Below are 19,615 nucleotides of genomic sequence, written 5' to 3'. Positions count from 1 at the left end.
GTGTCTCCCATGTCTCCCCTATCACATCTGCATCCTTTAACTATTGTAGCCATGCAGGATCAAATACTTGATGCCTTAAATGAAGGAGTCCACGTCATTAATCAGGACGGAACTTCCATTATCTATAATCGAAAAATGGCCGAGTTGGAAAGTATGAAGAAAGAAGAAGTGTTAGGTAAAAAATTGTGGGACGTATTTCAGTTTCCGACTGGTCAGGAAAGCACTATGCTTCAGGTACTTTCAAGTGGGTCCAGTATGAAACAGGTGAGGCAAACCTATTTTAATGACAAAGGAAAAGAGATCACTACCATTAATAGCACGCTACCGTTATTAAAAGAAGGCCAGGTTCTTGGGGTTATGGAAATTGCAAGTGACGTAACCAAAATGGAACGGTTACTTCGGGAGAACTATCGTACTAAAGAACCTGATGTGGCGCGCTTTACGTTTGACAGTATCATTGGAAAAAGTACTGCCCTTACTGAGTTAATTGAACTCGCTACCCGCGCAGCACGTACCTCCTCCTCCGTTCTGGTAGCTGGAGAAACCGGAACAGGTAAGGAAATGTTCGTGCAAAGCATACATAATGCCAGCTCACGATCAAAAGGTCCGTTTATTTCCCAAAATTGTGCTGCATTGCCTGATAGTCTTATTGAAAGCTTATTATTCGGAACATCAAAAGGGGCATTTACTGGTGCGATAGAGCGTCCAGGACTGTTCGAGCAGGCAGAGGGAGGTACACTTTTTCTCGATGAAATGAATTCCCTCCCGTTGTCATTACAAGCAAAACTTTTGCGAGCGCTACAGGAAAAAACAATACGTCGCATTGGCGATACCTCAGATCGTCCAATCAATGTTCGGATCATTGCGGCCATTAATGAAGACCCCATCGAGGCTATCTCCAGTCAAAAGTTGCGTAAAGACTTGTATTATCGACTAAGCGTTGTAACCCTCCAAATTCCTCCTCTTCGGGAAAGAAAGGAAGATATTCCTCTCTTGGTTACCCGTTTTATTGAGGACCTTAATCATCTATTCCAGATGAACGTACAGGGAATTGATGATGAGGTTGCTCAGTTTTTCTTAGAATACGACTGGCCGGGGAATGTGCGAGAGTTAGAACATCTCATTGAGGGAGCAATGAATCTCATGGCAGATGAAGCATGTATTGGGCTTGCTCACTTACCGTTCTCTCATAGGGACGGAAGAGGAATGATTGCAGAGAAAATGAATCGAACCCTACATGAGGCAAAAGGAGAAGCTTCTCCTTTTACTACTACAGTATCTACTAACCATTCAAGGGAAGGTGCTGAACACGTTCAATTTCTCTCTTTGAAAGACGCGCTCCTCCAGTTTGAAACCAGTTATCTAGCAAGCGTGTTACAACAGCATAATGGTAATATTTCACAGGCTGCTCATGCCTTACAGATTAGCAGACAAAGTCTACAATATCGTTTGCGTCGTTTACATTCTTCTATCCTAACAAAAAAGTAAGACCATAAGCATTTTCAGCTTAGAGTCTTACTTTTTTACGAAATGCTAGCTAAATTTTACACGATTTAAATCAGCAAGTTAAACAAAGCTGGATTCTGATTAATTTCCATATAATTAATATTTTTCTGCTCCATGCGCTCAATCAGAGCTTCATAATCCTGCTTTTGCTTCAATTCGATGCCAACTAGTGCTGGACCATTATTTTTATTATTTTTCTTGGTGTATTCAAAACGGGTAATGTCATCTGTTGGTCCCAGTACATCGTCTAGGAATTCACGAAGCGCACCTGCACGTTGTGGGAAATTGATAATAAAGTAATGTTTCAAGCCTTCATACATCAGCGAGCGTTCTTTTATGTCTTGCATGCGGTCAATGTCGTTATTTCCGCCGCTCATGATGCAGACGACATTCTTTCCTTGGATTTTATCGCGATAGGTTTCCAGTGCGGAAATGGAAAGTGCTCCAGCTGGTTCAGCAACAATGGCGTTTTGGTTGTACAAATCGAGAATCGTGCTGCATACCTGTCCTTCTGGAATCGTCACAATATCATCCAGTACATCTTCACAAATCTCAAAGGTAAGCTGACCTACCTGCTTAACTGCGGCACCATCCACAAACGAATCGATTTCCTGCATCGGAACCACACGCTTATTGGCTAGGGACAACTTCATTGATGCTGCACCTTCAGGCTCTACACCAATGACATCAGTGAGAGGACTGATCCCTTTGATACAGGTACCTACTCCAGCAGCCAAACCACCGCCACCGATTGCAACAAATACATAATCGAGCGACTCTGTCATATCATTTAAGATTTCCATTCCGACAGTGCCTTGTCCAGCAATAATTTTTTCATTATCAAACGGATGGATGAACGTCATCCCTTTGCTATTGCAATAATTCGTTGCTTCCGCAAAGGAATCATCAAATGTATCACCTGTGAGCACTACTTCTACTTTATCACCGCCAAACAGCTTTACCTGTGTAATCTTTTGACGTGGGGTTGTATTAGGCATGAAAATAGTTCCCTTCACCCCAAGAGCCTGACAAGAAAAGGCTACGCCCTGTGCATGATTACCAGCAGACGCACAGACAACACCACGTTGTAACTGTTCTTCTGACAACGTGCGCATAAAATAATACGCTCCACGAAGTTTAAACGACCGGACGATTTGCAAATCTTCCCTCTTAATAAAGACATTACAATTATACTTTTCTGATAATACAGCATTCTTCTGCAACGGCGTTTTTACGATCACTTCTCTAAGTAAATGACCTGCTACCAGGATGTCTTCAATCGTCATTTTGCTTGTTGTCAGATTCATGGTTTATCTGTCCCTCCATGTTTTATTCTCGTCTCTCTTCCCAATACGCCCATACTCTCTCTATAAGAAAACTTGGCTTTGCCCCAAGCCTCTGGCGAAGATAAAGCCTTAGTTGCACCTATGCAGATAAGAATTTTCATAAATTCCTGTCTGTTGAAAAAAAAAAACTCACCTTTCATGAAAGATTATTCCTTTCATGCTTAGGCGAGATATCATCGCGTTACCACTCAGCATTCTCCGTCTTCTCACGAAATACGGACTCCATGAGTCTTGTGCAATTCCCTTGTTTATACAGTGATTCCTTCTGCACAGACTCTTGTCCAATAACGGAGACAGGCCGTTGTTATTTAAGAGGAGTAACGGGTAATCTATACTCCTGTTCAAAAACAAAGCTCCGAGGTGATATTCCATGCAAGTTAGTGACCGTCTTCTCAGCACATGAGACGGCTCTCTGACACTAGCGCTTCCATATACTTATCCTCATCTACACCATTCATATCATTACTTTAGCATTCATTACTATTTCTTATTGTTCTGAATTATATGTCGTTACTACGATCTTGTCAACTTGAGAAAAAGAAACAAATACTCCTTTTGTCATGCTACTAAGGATATATGTTATTGCGATCTCGTATATTCATATGAAACTTATTTTTTCGTACAATTAATTTTCTGCTTTTTGTGAGAAAAATAGAAGCTGGTTTTTCATGCTATTGGATTTGTTTGTCTTCTGAAACCATAAAAGAAGTGATAATAATTCACGAAGTAATCCTCAGGAGTTTATACTTTCATACAAAGTAAAAAAGCACCGAAAAATTCGGCGCTCTTTTACGATTTTCCTTTATACCGTTACTTCCTTAGAAGTAGGGTCATTGTATACCTCAATATCGAGTTCCTTGGTTACCTTACTGGTAATAACTCCAGCCGCCATACTACCACTTACATTAAGTGCAGTACGTCCCATGTCAATCAACGGTTCAACAGAAATTAGTAGACCTGCCAAAGCAACAGGCATATTCATGCTGGATAAAACGAGTAGTGCTGCAAACGTTGCTCCACCACCAACACCAGCAACCCCGAACGAACTGATTGCTACCACTGCAATAAGTGTCAGAATAAAAGTTGGTGTAAGTGGGTCAATTCCAATTGTTGGTGCAATCATGACAGCAAGCATGGCAGGATAAATACCAGCGCATCCATTTTGCCCGATTGATAATCCAAATGAACCAGCAAAGTTAGCGATACCCTCCGGTACTCCTAACCGATCACGCTGCGTTTGTACGTTAATCGGTAGTGCACCTGCACTTGAACGAGATGTAAAGGCAAATACAAGAACCGGAATTATTTTTTTCACATACGTAATTGGATTAAGTCCAGAAATCGCTAGCAATACAAGATGAATCAAGAACATGATGATCAATGCTACATAAGAAGCTACGACGAATTTACCTAAATTCAAGATTGCCAGATAGTCGCTAGTTGCAGTAACCCGAATCATCATAGCCAGGACTCCGTATGGTGTTAAGCGCAGTACAATGGTTACGACTCTCATTACGATACTATAGACTGCATCCACCATTTTGGTAAACATCTCAGCTTGTTCCGGCTGTTTTTTCTTTACCCCATGGAATGCAAGACCTAGTAATGCTGCAAAAATTACTACAGCGATTGTGGATGTAGGTCGTCCCCCTGTTAAATCTAGGAATGGATTAACTGGTAGCAACTCAACAAGTTTTGCCGGAAGTGATATGTCCTGAATACCTGCAAATTTTTCTTCTAACTGTGCTGCACGATTTAATTCGGTTTCACCCTGTTCAATTTGCACTGCTTCCAAATTAAAGCCTAGAGTAGTAGCAATCCCAACTGCTGCAGCTACCGCAGTTGTCGCAATCAGTATCCCGATAATGAGTGAACTAATTTTACCAATGTTGTTCGTTAGCTTCACTCTTGTAAAAGCAGCCAAAATCGAGATAAAAACAAGTGGCATTACGATTGTTTGCAACAGTTTTACGTAACCTTGCCCAACAACGTTATACCAATCAATCGTTGCTTTCATAATGTCAGACTTGGCTCCAAAGATAAACTGTAAGCCAATCCCGAATACAATCCCTAATCCAAGTGCAAGAAAGACCCGCTTGGAAAAGGAAACATGTTTCCTTTGCATTGCATACAAACCATAAATAATGACTAAAAAGATTGCGATATTGACTAGAACCCAGACAGTTGTCATTTGAGTCCCTCCTGTTCTTACATGGTTATGACTTTTTCTTATGCATAGTAATGTTATAATACATAAATTCCTATCTGTAAAGTAGGAATTATATTTTCCTTGCACTTATATGTATGAAATTTATCCCTTAGGGTGCATAACAATTACGTGTAGGCATTACAAAAGCGTAGGTAAGTAATATGTATCTATTACTCCTACGCTTTTATGTTGTAACCTATCCAATTGTAACCATTTCTATTCGCTGATTCTCTTTTTACCGCCTTTTTGTTACTGCATCTTTAGCTACTTACTCGTGCCAAAAATTTGGATAAATAGGTACTTGTTGCTTAAGCAAATACTAGTTTTTGCCCATTATATCTGATTTAGATTAGTTTCTTCCCATACTTCTTCCTATACTCATCCTCTAACATACTCATCATAACCATGTCATGGTAAGTACCCTCTTGAAAAAGAAAGTCTCTTTTCACACCTTCCCTTACAAAGCCTAACTTCTCATATACATGAATGGCTCGTATATTAAATGCATACACTTCCAATTCAACTCGATGCAGATTCAGCTTGGTAAACGCATAGTTGAGCATGAGCTGCATCGCCTCGCTACCATATCCTTTTTCACAGCGACTACTAATAAGTCCAATACGTATACCTGCAGCTCTTGTAACCTTATCAATATCCAACAATACGACTTCTCCAATAAACTCATCCGATTCGTTGACACAAACCAGCAAATCTATTCGATCTTCGTGCACTTCTATAATCTTTTTAAGCCAATTCTCCGTGATTTCTCTGGTAAATGTCATAGATAATGAACCTGTAAATTTATTGCATTCTAAGTCATTCAAGTACGCATAATACTCTTCCACGTCTGATTCTCGTGCCATTCGAAGATATACTTTTTCACCTGTTATGAGTTGATTCTCTTGTTTTATCCGTTCCTTTTCTACCATTTTTCCTCCTCATTTCAACCACTTATGTAATTTTTCTCTATGGACGTTTTTTTGTTTTTCACTGAATAACAGCAGCAATAAAAAAACAGCCCAAGAAAGCTGACTTTCCAAGGCTGTTTTGTATCATCATTATGTTTAGTGAGAGATTACAATTTGATGGAAGCTAATTTTTGCCCCTAGCATATGATCGGAAGGACCTGCGCCTGCTCTTTTTGCATGAGACTGCTTGAAGGAATCGCTCTCAACCCATGCCTGGAAATGCTCCTTACTCTCCCAGGTGGTACAAACTTTATATTCTTCAAACTCTTCCGTACCTTCAGTTGCTAGCACTTCCATTCGGACAAAACCTGGAAAATCCTGTACGCCTTTAGGTTCTTGAAATCCCTCTAACAGTTTGTCTCCACATCCGTTTTTCACCTGAATGGTGTTCATAACCATGATCATAGTATGCCATCCCCTCCAGTATTTTTTTCCATGTTCTAGAACTATATTATATCTTTTATCATTATTCAACTACCTGCAATACACTTATTTGTAACCGCTATCAGTCGTGTTTTTTTTGCTTTCTTTTTTTGACAAGTTAATTACTTATTAATTGAGCAAGGTGGCTATTAATTGATAAAAGCTGTAAAATAGAATCCTATTCCCCTAGCCAATAAATCTTACTAATTTTTAGTATATTTCTCATCACAGAAATGTATTTGTCTTCTCAACGGAAGGGAGGTTATATCCATGAACCATTCCGCAATTTCATTGTTGTGGATGAAAGGCAAACTCCCCATGAAAGACGGAATCTATTTTGCAGATGGACGCTCGATCGCCTGCTCCTTAGGAATAAATCCTCACATAGAATTGACGGTTAATGACTCCTTTTCTTTACAAGATTTCTTAGTAAAATCTCCTTTCGATTTTACTACCATAAATATCTTGAACGAGACCTATCACGAAGATAATCAGTGCTTTTACACGCTAGGAAAAGGAAGTAACGGTTCAGAAGGTTTTGTTGCTTCACTAGCTCCTGATAGAAGATTGATCTGGGTTGCCTTTTTCGCAAATTCCGAATCATTTGTGGAGATGTCATGTGATGAAAATATCTTATATGCGGACTCTAGTTCAGGGGTGCATTTACAATTTCCCTTGCACGATCCTGAGTTATGTTCTCTCGCTTTTACATAATCCCTTACAAAAAAGCTGTTTCCCACCCTGTACAGAGTGTGGAAACAGCTTTTCTTTTGATGCCTATACTTGTGATGGATATCTAGGCTAGGCGAATAATTGTAAGTGAACTTGGTTGTGATGCAAGCAAGTTCGCTATGGTTACTGCGCCGAAAAATTCTATCTGAACGGTTTGGTTCGCTCCAACATTAACAATAGCTTGCGCTTGAAAGTTTGTAAGACCAAGTAATGAATTAATAGTAGCTGCTGCAATTGGAGTACGATTTACCAATAGTCTGGAGCTTACAGCAACTGCTGCATCCAAAGTAATATCGTAGGCAATATAATACGTACCTGCATTCGTTACGGTAAATGTGTCTGAACTTCCATTAGGCGTAATACCTGGTCCAATATTTGGGGAATCAGGAAATGGTATTAGCGTTCCACCTCCAACAACTGAAATAGAAGTACCAGAAAAATTCGAACCATACGCACTATTTACTGTAACTCCCGGTCCGGTTGCTCCCGTATCACCTGTTGATCCAGTTGCTCCGGTCGATCCGGTTGATCCCGTATCACCTGTTGATCCAGTTGCTCCCGTCGATCCGGTTGATCCAGATGATCCGGTTGCTCCGGTTGCTCCCGTGTCACCGGTTGATCCAGTCGATCCGGTTGATCCAGATGCTCCCGTCGATCCGGTTGATCCCGTGTCACCTGTTGTTCCAGTTGCTCCCGTCGATCCGGTTGATCCAGTTGATCCGGTTGCTCCGGTTGCTCCCGTGTCACCTGTTGATCCAGTCGATCCGGTTGATCCAGTTGCTCCCGTCGATCCGGTTGATCCCGTATCACCTGTTGTTCCAGTTGCTCCCGTCGATCCGGTTGATCCCGTATCACCGGTTGCTCCTGTTGCTCCTGTTGATCCAGTCGATCCGGTTGATCCCGTGTCACCTGTTGATCCAGTTGCTCCCGTCGATCCGGTTGATCCCGTATCACCTGTTGTTCCAGGTGCTCCCGTCGATCCGGTTGATCCCGTATCACCTGTTGTTCCAGGTGCTCCCGTCGATCCGGTTGATCCCGTATCACCTGTTGTTCCAGGTGCTCCCGTCGATCCGGTTGATCCCGTATCACCTGTTGTTCCAGGTGCTCCCGTCGATCCGGTTGATCCCGTGTCACCTGTTGATCCAATTGCTCCGGTCGATCCCGTTGCTCCCGTATCACCTGTTGATCCCGTTGATCCGGTTGCTCCGGTCGATCCGGTTACTCCCGTGTCACCTGTTGATCCAGTTGCTCCAGTTGCTCCAGTTGATCCGGTTGCTCCCGTGTCACCTGTTGATCCGGTTGCTCCCGTCGATCCCGTTGCTCCCGTATCACCTGTTGATCCGGTTGCTCCCGTCGCTCCGGTTGCTCCCGTGTCACCTGTTGTTCCAGTTGCTCCGGTCGATCCCGTTGCTCCCGTATCACCTGTTGATCCCGTTGATCCGGTAGCTCCGGTCGATCCGGTTACTCCCGTGTCACCTGTTGCTCCAGTTGCTCCAGTTGCTCCAGTTGATCCGGTTGCTCCCGTGTCTCCTGTTGATCCGGTTGCTCCCGTCGATCCGGTTGCTCCCGTATCACCTGTTGCTCCGGTTGCTCCCGTCGATCCGGTTGATCCCGTATCACCTGTTGATCCGGTTGCTCCCGTCGATCCGGTTGCTCCCGTATCACCTGTTGCTCCGGGTGCTCCCGTCGATCCGGTTGATCCCGTATCACCTGTTGATCCTGTTGATCCCGTCGATCCCGTTGCTCCCGTGTCACCTGTTGATCCGGGAGCTCCCGTCGATCCGGTTGCTCCCGTATCACCTGTTGCTCCGGGTGCTCCCGTCGATCCGGTTGATCCCGTATCACCTGTTGATCCGGTTGATCCCGTCGATCCCGTTGATCCCGTGTCACCTGTCGATCCGGTCGATCCGGTTGCTCCCGTGTCACCTGTTGATCCGGTTGCTCCCGTCGATCCGGTTGATCCCGTGTCACCTGTTGATCCGGTTGATCCCGTCGATCCGGTTGATCCCGTATCACCTGTTGATCCGGTTGCTCCCGTTGCTCCCGTGTCACCGGTCGATCCCGTTGATCCCGTCGATCCGGTTGATCCCGTGTCACCTGTTGATCCAATTGCTCCGGGCGATCCGGTTGCTCCCGTGTCACCTGTAGATCCAATTGCTCCGGGCGATCCGGTTGCTCCCGTGTCACCTGTAGATCCAATTGCTCCGGGCGATCCGGTTGCTCCCGTATCACCTGTTGCTCCGGTTGCTCCCGTCGATCCGGTTGATCCCGTGTCACCTGTTGATCCAATTGCTCCGGTCGATCCGGTTGCTCCCGTATCACCTGTTGATCCGGTTGATCCCGTGTCTCCTGTTGATCCGGTTGCTCCCGCTTCTCCTGTTGATCCAGTTGCTCCCGTATCTCCTGTCGATCCGGTTGCTCCCGCTTCTCCTGTCGATCCAGTTGCCCCCGGTTCACCTGTCGATCCGGTTGCTCCCGCTTCTCCTGTTGATCCGGTTGCTCCCGTGTCTCCTGTCGATCCAGGTGCTCCCGTGTCTCCTGTCGATCCGGTTGCTCCCGTATCTCCTGTCGAGCCGGTTGCTCCCGCTTCTCCTGTCGATCCAGTTGCCCCCGTTTCTGCTGTCGATCCGGTTGCTCCCGCTTCTCCTGTCGATCCAGTTGCCCCCGTTTCTCCTGTCGATCCGGTTGCTCCCGTGTCTCCTGTCGATCCAGTTGCTCCCGTGTCTCCTGTCGATCCGGTTGCTCCCGTATCTCCTGTCGATCCAGTTGCTCCGGTATCACCTGTCGATCCGGTTGCTCCCGTGTCTCCTGTCGATCCAGTTGCTCCCGTGTCTCCTGTCGATCCAGTTGCTCCCTCTTCACCTGGTGATCCGGTTGCTCCTGTCGATCCTGTCTCTCCGGTTGCTCCTGTATAACCGCCTTCAGTTGTCCAGCTAATTAACTGTAATTGCAACGTTTGAATGAGCCCGATCAGAGTAGCTCGCTGAGAAGGTAATATCAAAAATTGCAAAATAGCCTCTAGTAAGATGTTTAACAGGTTCTGAAATTCAATGTAGAATAATTCAATATTTACTAAACCCCCGAATGGCTCTAAACCTAATGCATCACCATCACTTTCTTCTTCTGGCAATGGCGTGTTTAGAATTTGCAACAGGTTAGCAATAACTGATTCCAAAGCTGATTGGAGTGGTAATCCCAGACATCCTCTCTTAACAAGATTCAGTAATTCAGTCAAAACAGCATTGAGTGATGCAACCGTTGCAGGCGTCTGATTTGCTAAGAAAATTGGTAACACATTGGACAATTTTGTTAGGATACGTACCCATTCAGCATAAATATATGGGGGAATTGGAATAGGCCCACCCCCTCCAGGACCAGTTGGACATGTTGGTCCGGTTATTCCAGTAATAGGAGAACAATAGTAGCTAGAAATGCTGTAGGAACTAGATGATGAATGTCTTAGAAAAAGTGGATCTTTACGCAAAAAATCGGATAATTCATCATTCGCAAAACCTCGTAAAAACTCTTTCATATTATCCATAACAGATTTATACACCCCCCTTTCTGAACTATGATATTCTCCAGATTAGAAAGTGTTTGGATATCTGTTTATATTTCAATAAAAATAGGTCTCTCCTATAACAATTGAATGATCATTACTCTCTGAACAATCGTCAAATCTTCATGATTTTTTCAATATTATCATCCTCTACCTATTACTAACTTCTTCTTAGCTACTAAATTATTTAGAGGCATCATACCCCTGCACTCGGAAATTACCTTCCTGAATGAACCTCCACTATTACTTTACCTGTACTCTGTCTGCTCTCCACCCATTCATGGGCTTTAGAAGATTCTTCTAATGTAAAACTACCACCGATTTTCATTTGTAAACTCCCATCAGCCAAATAGGGAAAAACATTTCTCGCCGTATTTAATAAAAGCTCAGGACGCATTTTTCGTGTCGTACCAAAACTAAATCCAAGAACGGAGCGACAGCTCGCGTGTAAATCCTTGGTTTCAAACCTGCCTATCTCCCCGCTAGAATTGCCAAAATGAACCAGTCTGCCATATGGAGCAAGACATTTCAAGCTTTTTTCCGATGTGGAGCCTGCGATCGAATCAAGAATTACATTTGCCCCTGCGCCATTCGTAACCTTGTTTACTTGATCAGCAAAATCCACGTCCGTATAACAAATCACATGATCTGCACCCGCCTCGTAAGCTGTCGCCGCTTTTCTTTCGTGACCAACAGTGCCAATAACTTTTCCAGCTCCTAACAGCTTAGCCATCTGAATCGCTGTAGTTCCAATTCCCCCTGCTGCTGCGTGAATCAAGATCGTTTCTCCTTTTTCTAACTGAGCAACATCTGCCAACAATTTATATGAAGTAAAAGAAACGATTGGGCACGCTGCAGCAGTTCGATCATCTATTTGGTCTGGAATAGCAAAAGTGAGATTCTCGTCCGCTACCACATATTCTGCATAAGATCCCGTAGATGGGAAAGCTATTACCCGTTGCCCTACATGTAGACTAGTAACATCTGATCCTACTTTCTCAATAATTCCGGTTGCATCGAGACCAGGAATGAAGGGTAGTTTGCCACCTTTTTGCCCATATCTGGCTTTAATATCAGCAAAATTCACGCTTGTTGCCACTACTCGAATTAATACCTGACTAGAAGAATATTCTGGTATTTCTATCTCTGTGTACGTTAAAACCTCTGGACCACCTAATTCTGTAACTACGATCGCTTTCAATCTAATCCCCCCTGTCACCCTAGTAAATGCAAATAATTCTGTACATTTATCCTATTTCCTTTCTAATCATCAAGGAAAGTAACATTCAAAAAAGGAATAGAGAAAAATCCTATCATCAAACGGAACTATAACAGAAATGGAATGACTTTTTTGAGATAATAACAAGCACATCTTCTACTCTACTTCAAAAAAAGTAAAACAGGGTATCTATGAATCCCCATCCCAATAGATACCCTGCTTATATTTACAAGTTTTTATTACATTTTAGAAGAAATAAAGTCCTGCAAGGAAGATTACACCAGACCATAATAGAGCGGTTACGCAGAAACCCATGATATCGCGTACGCCCAGACCTGCGATCGCTAGTGCAGGTAATGCCCAGAATGGTTGTGCCATGTTCATCCAGGCTTCCCCATATGCAATCGCCATGGCTGCCTTACCAGCGTCAGCCCCGAGTGCTTCAGCAGCCGGCATTACGAATGGTCCTTGAATTACCCAGTGACCACCACCGGAAGGAACTGCGAAGTTGATAAGACCAGAACTGAAGAATGTCAAGATTGCGAAAGAATCCGCACTTGAGATATTGATAAACCACTCTGTGATAAGACCACCCAGACCGGAGTGTTCCATCATCAGTTGGATACCCGCATAAAACGGGAATTGTGCTACGATACCAGCTGTACCACGTACTGCGTTAGATACAGCACGCATGTATGACATTGGAGTTCCATGCAAGAGCAGACCCATCATGAAGAACAGCAAGTTAACTGTATTGATATTTAATTCAAAGCCTTTTTCCATAAAGTAAGTGCCAAGATAGATAAAACCTAAACCAGCAATTAGATAAGCAAGGATACGGCTTTCTTCCATACGTTCTGCAATGGTAGCATCCTTACCAAGTACCTTAGCCATAGAAGGGTCTTCTACCAGAAGTTTAGGATCAATTGGTGGAATTTCTTCTTCCGGACGCATCATCATGCGAGTCAGGAATGGTAATGTTACGATTAATGCTACAGTAATGAAAATATTGTAAGGAGTAAAGATTGTTTCAGTTAGCGGGATTAACCCACTCATTTTTTCCATCGGGTTTCCTGGTGTAGCTGCTGTTAAAGGTATAGATGCAGACAAACCACCATGCCATGTTAAGAAACCGATATATGCTGATGCAATCAGCAAACGGTAATCTGATTTAGGTACAGAACGCGCTACTTCTTTTGCGAAGAGAGCACCTATTACTAAACCGAATCCCCAGTTAAGCGTACAAGCGATACCAGAAGCAAAAGTTACAAGCATAACACCTTGTGCTGGTGTTTTAGCGATTGATGCTACTTTTTTCAATCCTTTACGTACTAGTGGGGAACTAGCCATTGCATGACCGGTTACTACAATCAGTGCCATCTGCATCGCAAATGCCAACAGACCCCAGAAGCCATCGCCCCACATACCTACCATGTCCATTGCTGAGTTAGGAGTTAAGGTAATTCCCAAAATAAATACTAGTATAGTTAGTAACATTGCAAAAACTAGCGGGTCAGGTAGGTACTTATTTACCATTGCGGTAAAAAACTTTGAGACAGCTTGCATATGTGTTTCAACTCCTCTCGGCTGTAAGCCGAACTGTTTCCAATTCTATCTTTCGATCACTGTAGCGACACCCATACCGCCACCAATACATAATGTAGCTAATCCGTATTTAACGTCTCGACGATTCATTTCATGTAAGAGGGTTACCAGAATACGCGCTCCACTCGCTCCCACAGGGTGACCAAGTGCGATTGCTCCACCATTTACGTTTAGAATTTCATTTGGAATTTCCAACTCTCTACCAACTGCCAAAGCTTGAGCAGCAAACGCTTCGTTTGCCTCTACCAATTCCATGTCCTTCATAGTTAATCCAGCTTTTTCTAACACCTTTTTCGTTGCTGGAATCGGACCAATACCCATAATACTTGGATCAACACCGGCAGAAGCCATTGCTTTAATTACTGCCAAAGGTTTTACACCTAACTCTTCAGCTTTTTTGCGACTCATTAATACCAAAGCGGCAGCACCGTCATTGATACCGGAAGCATTAGCTGCTGTAACTGTTCCATCCTTTTTAAAGGCTGGGCGAAGTTTAGCCAATTGTTCTTTCGTTGCACCGAATTTAGGAAACTCATCTGTATCAAATACGACTGGGTCTCCTTTTCTCTTCGGAATGGTTACGGGAACGATCTCGTCTTTAAACTTGCCATCTTTAATTGCTTTTTCAGCTTTTTGCTGGCTCCAGGCTGCGAATTCATCCTGTTCCTCACGAGTAATACCATATTTTTCTGCTACGTTTTCCGCTGTGATACCCATGTGATAGTTGTTAAATGCACAAGTCAACGCATCATTGATCATGGTATCAACCACTGTCGCATTACCCATCCGATAGCCTGTACGTGCTTTTGGCATAGCATAAGAGGATAGGCTCATGTTTTCCATTCCACCTGCTACTACGACGTCAGCTTCGCCAACCATGATCGCGTGAGCACCTAGATGAACAGCTTTCATTCCTGATCCACAGATTAAATTGATCGTATAAGCTGGGCTCTCAACAGGGACCCCTGCATTGACTGCTGCCTGACGAGCTGGACCTTGTCCTTGCGCTCCTTGTAAAATGCAGCCCATGACAACTTCTTCAACCTGATCGGCCTTGATGTTCGCTCTCTTGATAGCTTCTTTGATAACTAAAGATCCTAAATCTACAGCTGCAACATCGCTTAAAGTACCGTTGAAATTTCCCATTGGTGTACGACAAGCACTAGCAATCACTACATCTTGCATTGACATTTATCTTCACCTCGTAACAAATTTTGGTCGACCTTATATTCTGATTAGAATTTTTTCAGGTTTTTGCTAACGATATAATCTGCTTCCGTTTTTTCACGAACAGTTTGAAGATCGGTGTCTTCACTAATTTCTTCCAATACCAGACCTTTATCAGTGCAAGTAAATACAGCAAGTTCAGTCACGATCATGTCTACTACTTGCTTACCAGTCAGAGGCAAATTACATTGTTTAAGAATTTTAGGTGAACCGTCTTTTGCTGCATGTTCCATACCGATGATTACCTTTTTCGCACCAACTACAAGGTCCATAGCGCCACCCATACCTGGAACCATTTTTCCTGGAACCATCCAGTTTGCTAGGTTGCCATTTTGGTCTACCTGCAAAGCTCCAAGTACAGTAGCATCTACGTGTCCTCCACGGATTAAGTTAAAGGACATGAAACTATCAAACATAGCAGCTCCAGTTACCATACCTGCTGGTTGCCCGCCTGCATTCACAAGGTCAGGGTCCACTTCAGTAACAGGACCGATTCCGATATATCCATTCTCTGATTGCAACATAACTTCTACACCTTCAGGTAAAAAATTACCTACTTTGGTGGGTAAGCCGATACCTAGATTGACAAGGTCACCGTCCTTAAGTTCTTTTGCAATTCGGTTTGCAATTCGATCTTTAGTATTTAATGCTACTGTCGCCATTCCTACTCACCCTTTCCGCATACAACAATTTTGTCTACCAAAACGCCTGGGGTCATAATTTCATCAGGTTCAAGCTCTCCAACTTCAACCAGTTCTTCTACTTCAGCAATAACCATATCTGCTGCCAGTGCCATCATTGGGTTGAAGTTACGTCCAGTAAGACGATAAACCAGGTTACCTGCTTTATCTGCTTTATGTGCTTTTAGTAAAGCCACATCAGCGCGTAGTGGTGTTTCTAGGATGTATTCCTTGCCCTCAACGTTCATTTTGACTTTACCTTCTTCAACAACCGTTCCTACCCCAGTAGGTGTCAAAACTCCTCCAAGCCCTGCTCCGCCTGCACGAATACGTTCAGCCAAGCTTCCTTGCGGTACAAGTTCTACATCTAACTCTTCTGCAATCATTTGCTTTCCTGTTTCCGGGTTTGTTCCAATGTGTGAGACAATTGCTTTTTTCAACTGCTTATTAACAACCAATGTACCTACACCAAGATCAGGCACTGCTGTATCATTACAGATTAGCGTTAAATCTTTCACCTGTTTTTCTACCATATTTTTCACGATTTCGATTGGTTGACCTACACCCATGAATCCACCAACCATAACGCTCATTCCGTCAGAATAGTATTGTGGCAATTCTTCCATGGAAATTACTTTTTCCATTCGTAACACCTCCGTTTATCAAGTAAGTTCAATAACCCGTTACGCTAATTTATATACGCAAGCTTCGTGCCAACTTTTTAAAATCATAGAAAAGTAAAAATATGGATTAAAACGTTTAAACTTTGCGAAAATATTCACAAAAAACCCTATATAACATGACAAAAGCGCTTGCATTTTTTCATGCAAGCGCTCTCATTGTTTCTATGTGTGTAACATTCTTTGCCTACCCCTGTGCATTTTTTGCACACGTCTTACGATAATTGATACTCTTCTATTTTATATAATAAGGACCTTCTGCTTATCCCTAAGTCTTTAGCCGTCTGTACCCGATTCCAGTCATGCTGCTCTAGCGCGTGTAAAATAAGATCCCGTTCAAAGCATTTTACCCTTTCTTTTAACGGAGTACGATTCTCTTCCAGAGTTAGATTCTCTTCTTCGCGTGCAGATACGTCATTTTGTAAAGATGGAGAGATATCCTCAGGATAAAGAATAGAGGAAGTTGCCATAATTACAGCACGTTCAATTACGTTAGATAACTCTCGCAGATTTCCTGGCCAACAGTAGTCTTGCATGATACGTATGGTATCGGGATCAAATCCCTTCATATTACTATCATTTTCTGAAGCATGCTTTTGTAAAAAATGATCTGCCAAGATTTGAATATCTTCTTTTCTTTCACGTAAGGGTGGTAATGAGATTTCTACTACATTTAAACGATAATACAAATCCTCTCGAAATGTCCCTTGTGTCACCATCTCTCGTAAGTTACGATTCGTTGCCGCTACGATACGGATATTTGTCTTAATCGTCTCTGTTCCGCCTACTCTCTCTAATTCACGTTCTTGTAAGACTCGTAATAGCTTTACTTGCATGGCAGGTGAAATCTCACCAATTTCATCTAAAAAAATGGTCCCTTCACTAGCAAGTTCGAATCTACCTATTTTTTGTACCATTGCTCCTGTAAATGCGCCTTTTTCATGACCAAACAATTCACTCTCCAGCAGTCCTTCCGACAATGCGCCACAGTTTACCTTAATAAATGGCCCTGTTCTTCTCTTGCTGTTGTAATGAACCATGTTCGCCATAACTTCTTTCCCTGTTCCGCTTTCCCCTGTAATTAATACAGTTGCATTGGACGGTGCAACGCGTTCCACTACTTTTACAAGCTCCATCATTTTTGGACAATTGGTCAAGAATCGATCAGACCGATAATGTTGATTCAATTCACGATGCAGGATTCCTACTTCATTCTTCAATGTTTCTACTTGCAATGCACGTTGCACTGTTAGTTTTAACTCATCGTTTTCAAATGGTTTCATTATATAGTCATAGGCACCCAGCTTCATCGTCTCTACTGCTGACTCGATGGAGGCATATGCTGTCATCAATATCACCATGACATCCTCATGATGAGCCTTCATTTCTTTAAATGCTGTTATTCCATCCATGACTGGCATACGAATATCCATCAGTACCAAATCAGGTTGTATTTCTTTTACCTTCTCCAGTGCTTCCAGACCATTCTCTGCTGTTTCTACTTGATAACCTTCTCTTTTAAGTACAGCTATTAATAGCCGTCGAACGTTTTCTTCATCATCCACTACCAGGATGACCTTGTTCTGTTTGATCATGCTGTTTCTCCACCTTCCTGTTGTATTGGCAGGACGATTGTAACAATAGCGCCTCCCTCAGGAGCATTATTTAATAAGATGGAACCGTTATGCGCTGCTACAATTTGTTTGGCTACTGCTAGACCTAATCCTGTCCCTTTCTCCTTGGATGTGTAAAAAGCATCAAAAGGTTTTTGCAAGTCATCTTCCAAGAATCCTTTACCTGTATCCCTAATACTTATCTCTACATAATTGTTACGGATGTTTCTGGTTTCAATATAAATAACACCTTGTCCCTCTATCGCTTGCATGCCGTTTATGATGACATTAAGTATAATTTGTCTTAACTGATCTTCGTCGGCTTGAATAGCAGGGAAATTCTGTTCCAAGTTTTGATGAATCATGATTTGGGCACTTGTTGTTTGATTACGAACTAATACTAATGTCTGCTCAATCACCTTGTTAATGTCGGTAAGCTGTAAACATGCTGGACGTGTTTTTGAGAAATAAAGAAGCTCCCTTATGATCCGATTGATTCTGTTTACCTCTTTATCAATGATCCCCATGAATTCTACTCGTTCTTCCTCTGTATGCTCATCCTGTAGATATTGAACAAATCCTTTTATACTGGCTAGCGGGTTACGAATTTCATGAGCAATCCAGGCGGTTAACTCTCCTAATGAGGCTAGTCTACCTGCACGAAGAACCTGTTGCTTCATAGCCTGAATTTCTTCCATGCTCCTTAGTACCAAAATCCCCCCGATTATTTCTCCCTGAGCGTTTCGAAGAGGGGTCGTACTTACACTAACATGTATCATTCTATTGTTAACAGGCAAACTCATTTCGACTTCATAATGTTTTGTGCCCATTCGCATTGTATCAATAACTAGCCCTACCAGAGTGCTTTCATATCCAAATATTTGTTCAAAGTACTTATTTAATAAATCCTCACGAGTTATATTTGTCATTTTAACCGCTGAGGAGTTAGCTGAAATAATCTGTCCTTGCATATTAACGGTAATAAGTCCCTCTGATATACTACTCACGATATTTTTCGTTAATTGGTTGGCATCTAGTAGGGAATCAGCCATCTTATTAATCGCTGTAACTATTTCCCCAATCTCTCCGGGAACTCCCTTTATTTTTTTCAAAGGGTTTTTCTCCATTTCTTTCAAACCCTCTTTTACCACATTTACGTTCCAGGTTAGGCTTCTCGTAATTCGCAGGGTAAGAATAATGACAACCATCATAACTGTGCCCATAAGAAGGAAGATTTTTGTCTGGATTTCTTTCAATTGTTTATCTACTAGATCCATGGGCTCATTTGCCCACGTATAACCAATTACTCTTCCGTCTCGAATAATTGGATGCATCGCGTTCATTACATTCCCACGAATGACAGACACGAATGTGGTCATTTCTTTTGCATCTGTCATAACCTGATGTCCCGGATGGGAGTCTTCTATACTTAATCCGACCTTATTATAATAAAGAAAACTGGGGCCATAGGTAACCACAGCATCCAAGTCTTTTGAATAATAACCAACACCACTAGTGGGGAATGCGCTTGCTACCATATCCGTCTGCTCAACTAATACTTTGTACAATGTATAGATTTTAGTTTGTCGATCAGCATTCTCTACCTTCTCTTTTTTCAATATATCCTCATAAGAACCCCTTAAACGCAAATCCAGCATAGTAGCCGCAGATATCAGCTTTTGCCGCTTTTCATCGAGAAGAGCCTCACTAACATTATCATTTAGAATGTACCCGACAATCAGTATTGGTACACTTATGACGATTATCATCAGGAGAGTTATCTGGTTCCTGAGTGTTTTGGGTAAGACCCTCATTGTTGTTCCCCCCTATTCTTTCTCTATCGTATCA

At 42.7% G+C, this 19,615-nt stretch carries 15 protein-coding genes; 2 read left to right on the top strand and 13 right to left on the bottom strand.

Translation table 11 applies throughout. The features are described from left to right. The first annotated feature begins 9 nt into the window (after window positions 1-9). The gene (locus tag LM917_RS11535; RefSeq protein WP_232697665.1) at window positions 10-1,488 is read left to right on the top strand and encodes a sigma-54 interaction domain-containing protein; all 1,479 of its coding nucleotides are present in this window, start codon (window positions 10-12) and stop codon (window positions 1,486-1,488) included. A 65-nt stretch (window positions 1,489-1,553) separates the two neighbouring features. On the opposite strand, the gene ilvA is transcribed toward LM917_RS11535, so the two are convergent. From ilvA to LM917_RS11510, 5 genes are all read right to left on the bottom strand, one after another. Further along, on the bottom strand, window positions 1,554-2,813 hold the full coding sequence (gene ilvA, locus LM917_RS11530; RefSeq protein ID WP_232697664.1) for a threonine ammonia-lyase IlvA: 1,260 nt from the start codon (window positions 2,811-2,813) through the stop codon (window positions 1,554-1,556). Then, window positions 2,810-2,992, bottom strand: a complete 183-nt coding sequence (locus LM917_RS11525; protein ID WP_232697663.1) for a hypothetical protein — start codon at window positions 2,990-2,992, stop codon at window positions 2,810-2,812. Before LM917_RS11525 ends, ilvA begins: the two co-directional genes overlap by 4 nt. A gap of 662 nt (window positions 2,993-3,654) precedes the next feature. Continuing rightward, window positions 3,655-5,043, bottom strand: a complete 1,389-nt coding sequence (locus LM917_RS11520; protein WP_232697662.1) for an L-cystine transporter — start codon at window positions 5,041-5,043, stop codon at window positions 3,655-3,657. A 362-nt stretch (window positions 5,044-5,405) separates the two neighbouring features. Then, window positions 5,406-5,990 (bottom strand): GNAT family N-acetyltransferase, encoded by a 585-nt coding sequence (locus LM917_RS11515; protein ID WP_232697661.1) that lies wholly within the window; start codon window positions 5,988-5,990, stop codon window positions 5,406-5,408. A gap of 135 nt (window positions 5,991-6,125) precedes the next feature. Further along, a complete protein-coding gene (locus LM917_RS11510; RefSeq protein ID WP_232697660.1) occupies window positions 6,126-6,434 on the bottom strand; it encodes an antibiotic biosynthesis monooxygenase in 309 nt (102 codons plus the stop codon). Window positions 6,435-6,722: 288 nt separating this feature from the next. Between LM917_RS11510 and LM917_RS11505 the strand changes: the two genes are divergently transcribed. Continuing rightward, entirely contained in the window at window positions 6,723-7,166 is a 444-nt protein-coding gene (locus LM917_RS11505; protein ID WP_232697659.1) for a hypothetical protein, read from the top strand. 82 nt (window positions 7,167-7,248) lie between these two features. Here the strand turns inward: LM917_RS11505 and LM917_RS24885 are convergent, their stop codons facing one another. From LM917_RS24885 to LM917_RS11460, 8 genes are all read right to left on the bottom strand, one after another. Continuing rightward, a complete protein-coding gene (locus LM917_RS24885; RefSeq protein WP_444876692.1) occupies window positions 7,249-10,155 on the bottom strand; it encodes a beta strand repeat-containing protein in 2,907 nt (968 codons plus the stop codon). 805 nt (window positions 10,156-10,960) lie between these two features. Next, a complete protein-coding gene (locus tag LM917_RS11490; protein WP_232697657.1) occupies window positions 10,961-11,944 on the bottom strand; it encodes a quinone oxidoreductase family protein in 984 nt (327 codons plus the stop codon). A 264-nt stretch (window positions 11,945-12,208) separates the two neighbouring features. After that, complete coding sequence (locus LM917_RS11485; protein ID WP_232697656.1) at window positions 12,209-13,528, bottom strand: TIGR00366 family protein; 1,320 nt, start codon at window positions 13,526-13,528, stop codon at window positions 12,209-12,211. 45 nt (window positions 13,529-13,573) lie between these two features. Beyond that, on the bottom strand, window positions 13,574-14,758 hold the full coding sequence (locus LM917_RS11480; protein WP_304502587.1) for an acetyl-CoA C-acetyltransferase: 1,185 nt from the start codon (window positions 14,756-14,758) through the stop codon (window positions 13,574-13,576). A 44-nt stretch (window positions 14,759-14,802) separates the two neighbouring features. Next, on the bottom strand, window positions 14,803-15,456 hold the full coding sequence (locus tag LM917_RS11475) for a 3-oxoacid CoA-transferase subunit B (RefSeq protein ID WP_232697655.1): 654 nt from the start codon (window positions 15,454-15,456) through the stop codon (window positions 14,803-14,805). Window positions 15,457-15,458: 2 nt separating this feature from the next. Then, complete coding sequence (gene atoD, locus LM917_RS11470) at window positions 15,459-16,118, bottom strand: acetate CoA-transferase subunit alpha (protein WP_232697654.1); 660 nt, start codon at window positions 16,116-16,118, stop codon at window positions 15,459-15,461. Window positions 16,119-16,369: 251 nt separating this feature from the next. Then, the gene (locus tag LM917_RS11465) at window positions 16,370-17,749 is read right to left on the bottom strand and encodes a sigma 54-interacting transcriptional regulator (RefSeq protein ID WP_232697653.1); all 1,380 of its coding nucleotides are present in this window, start codon (window positions 17,747-17,749) and stop codon (window positions 16,370-16,372) included. After that, entirely contained in the window at window positions 17,746-19,581 is a 1,836-nt protein-coding gene (locus LM917_RS11460; RefSeq protein ID WP_232697652.1) for an ATP-binding protein, read from the bottom strand. The genes LM917_RS11465 and LM917_RS11460 overlap by 4 nt, the downstream gene beginning before the upstream one ends. Between the last annotated feature and the right edge of the window lie 34 nt (window positions 19,582-19,615).

It is taken from the genome of Brevibacillus daliensis (genome assembly GCF_021245735.1).
GTDB lineage: Bacteria > Bacillota > Bacilli > Brevibacillales > Brevibacillaceae > Brevibacillus_B > Brevibacillus_B daliensis.
The sequence above is the reverse complement of the archived record's forward strand: the minus strand, read 5'-3'. Positions and strand labels throughout refer to the sequence as shown.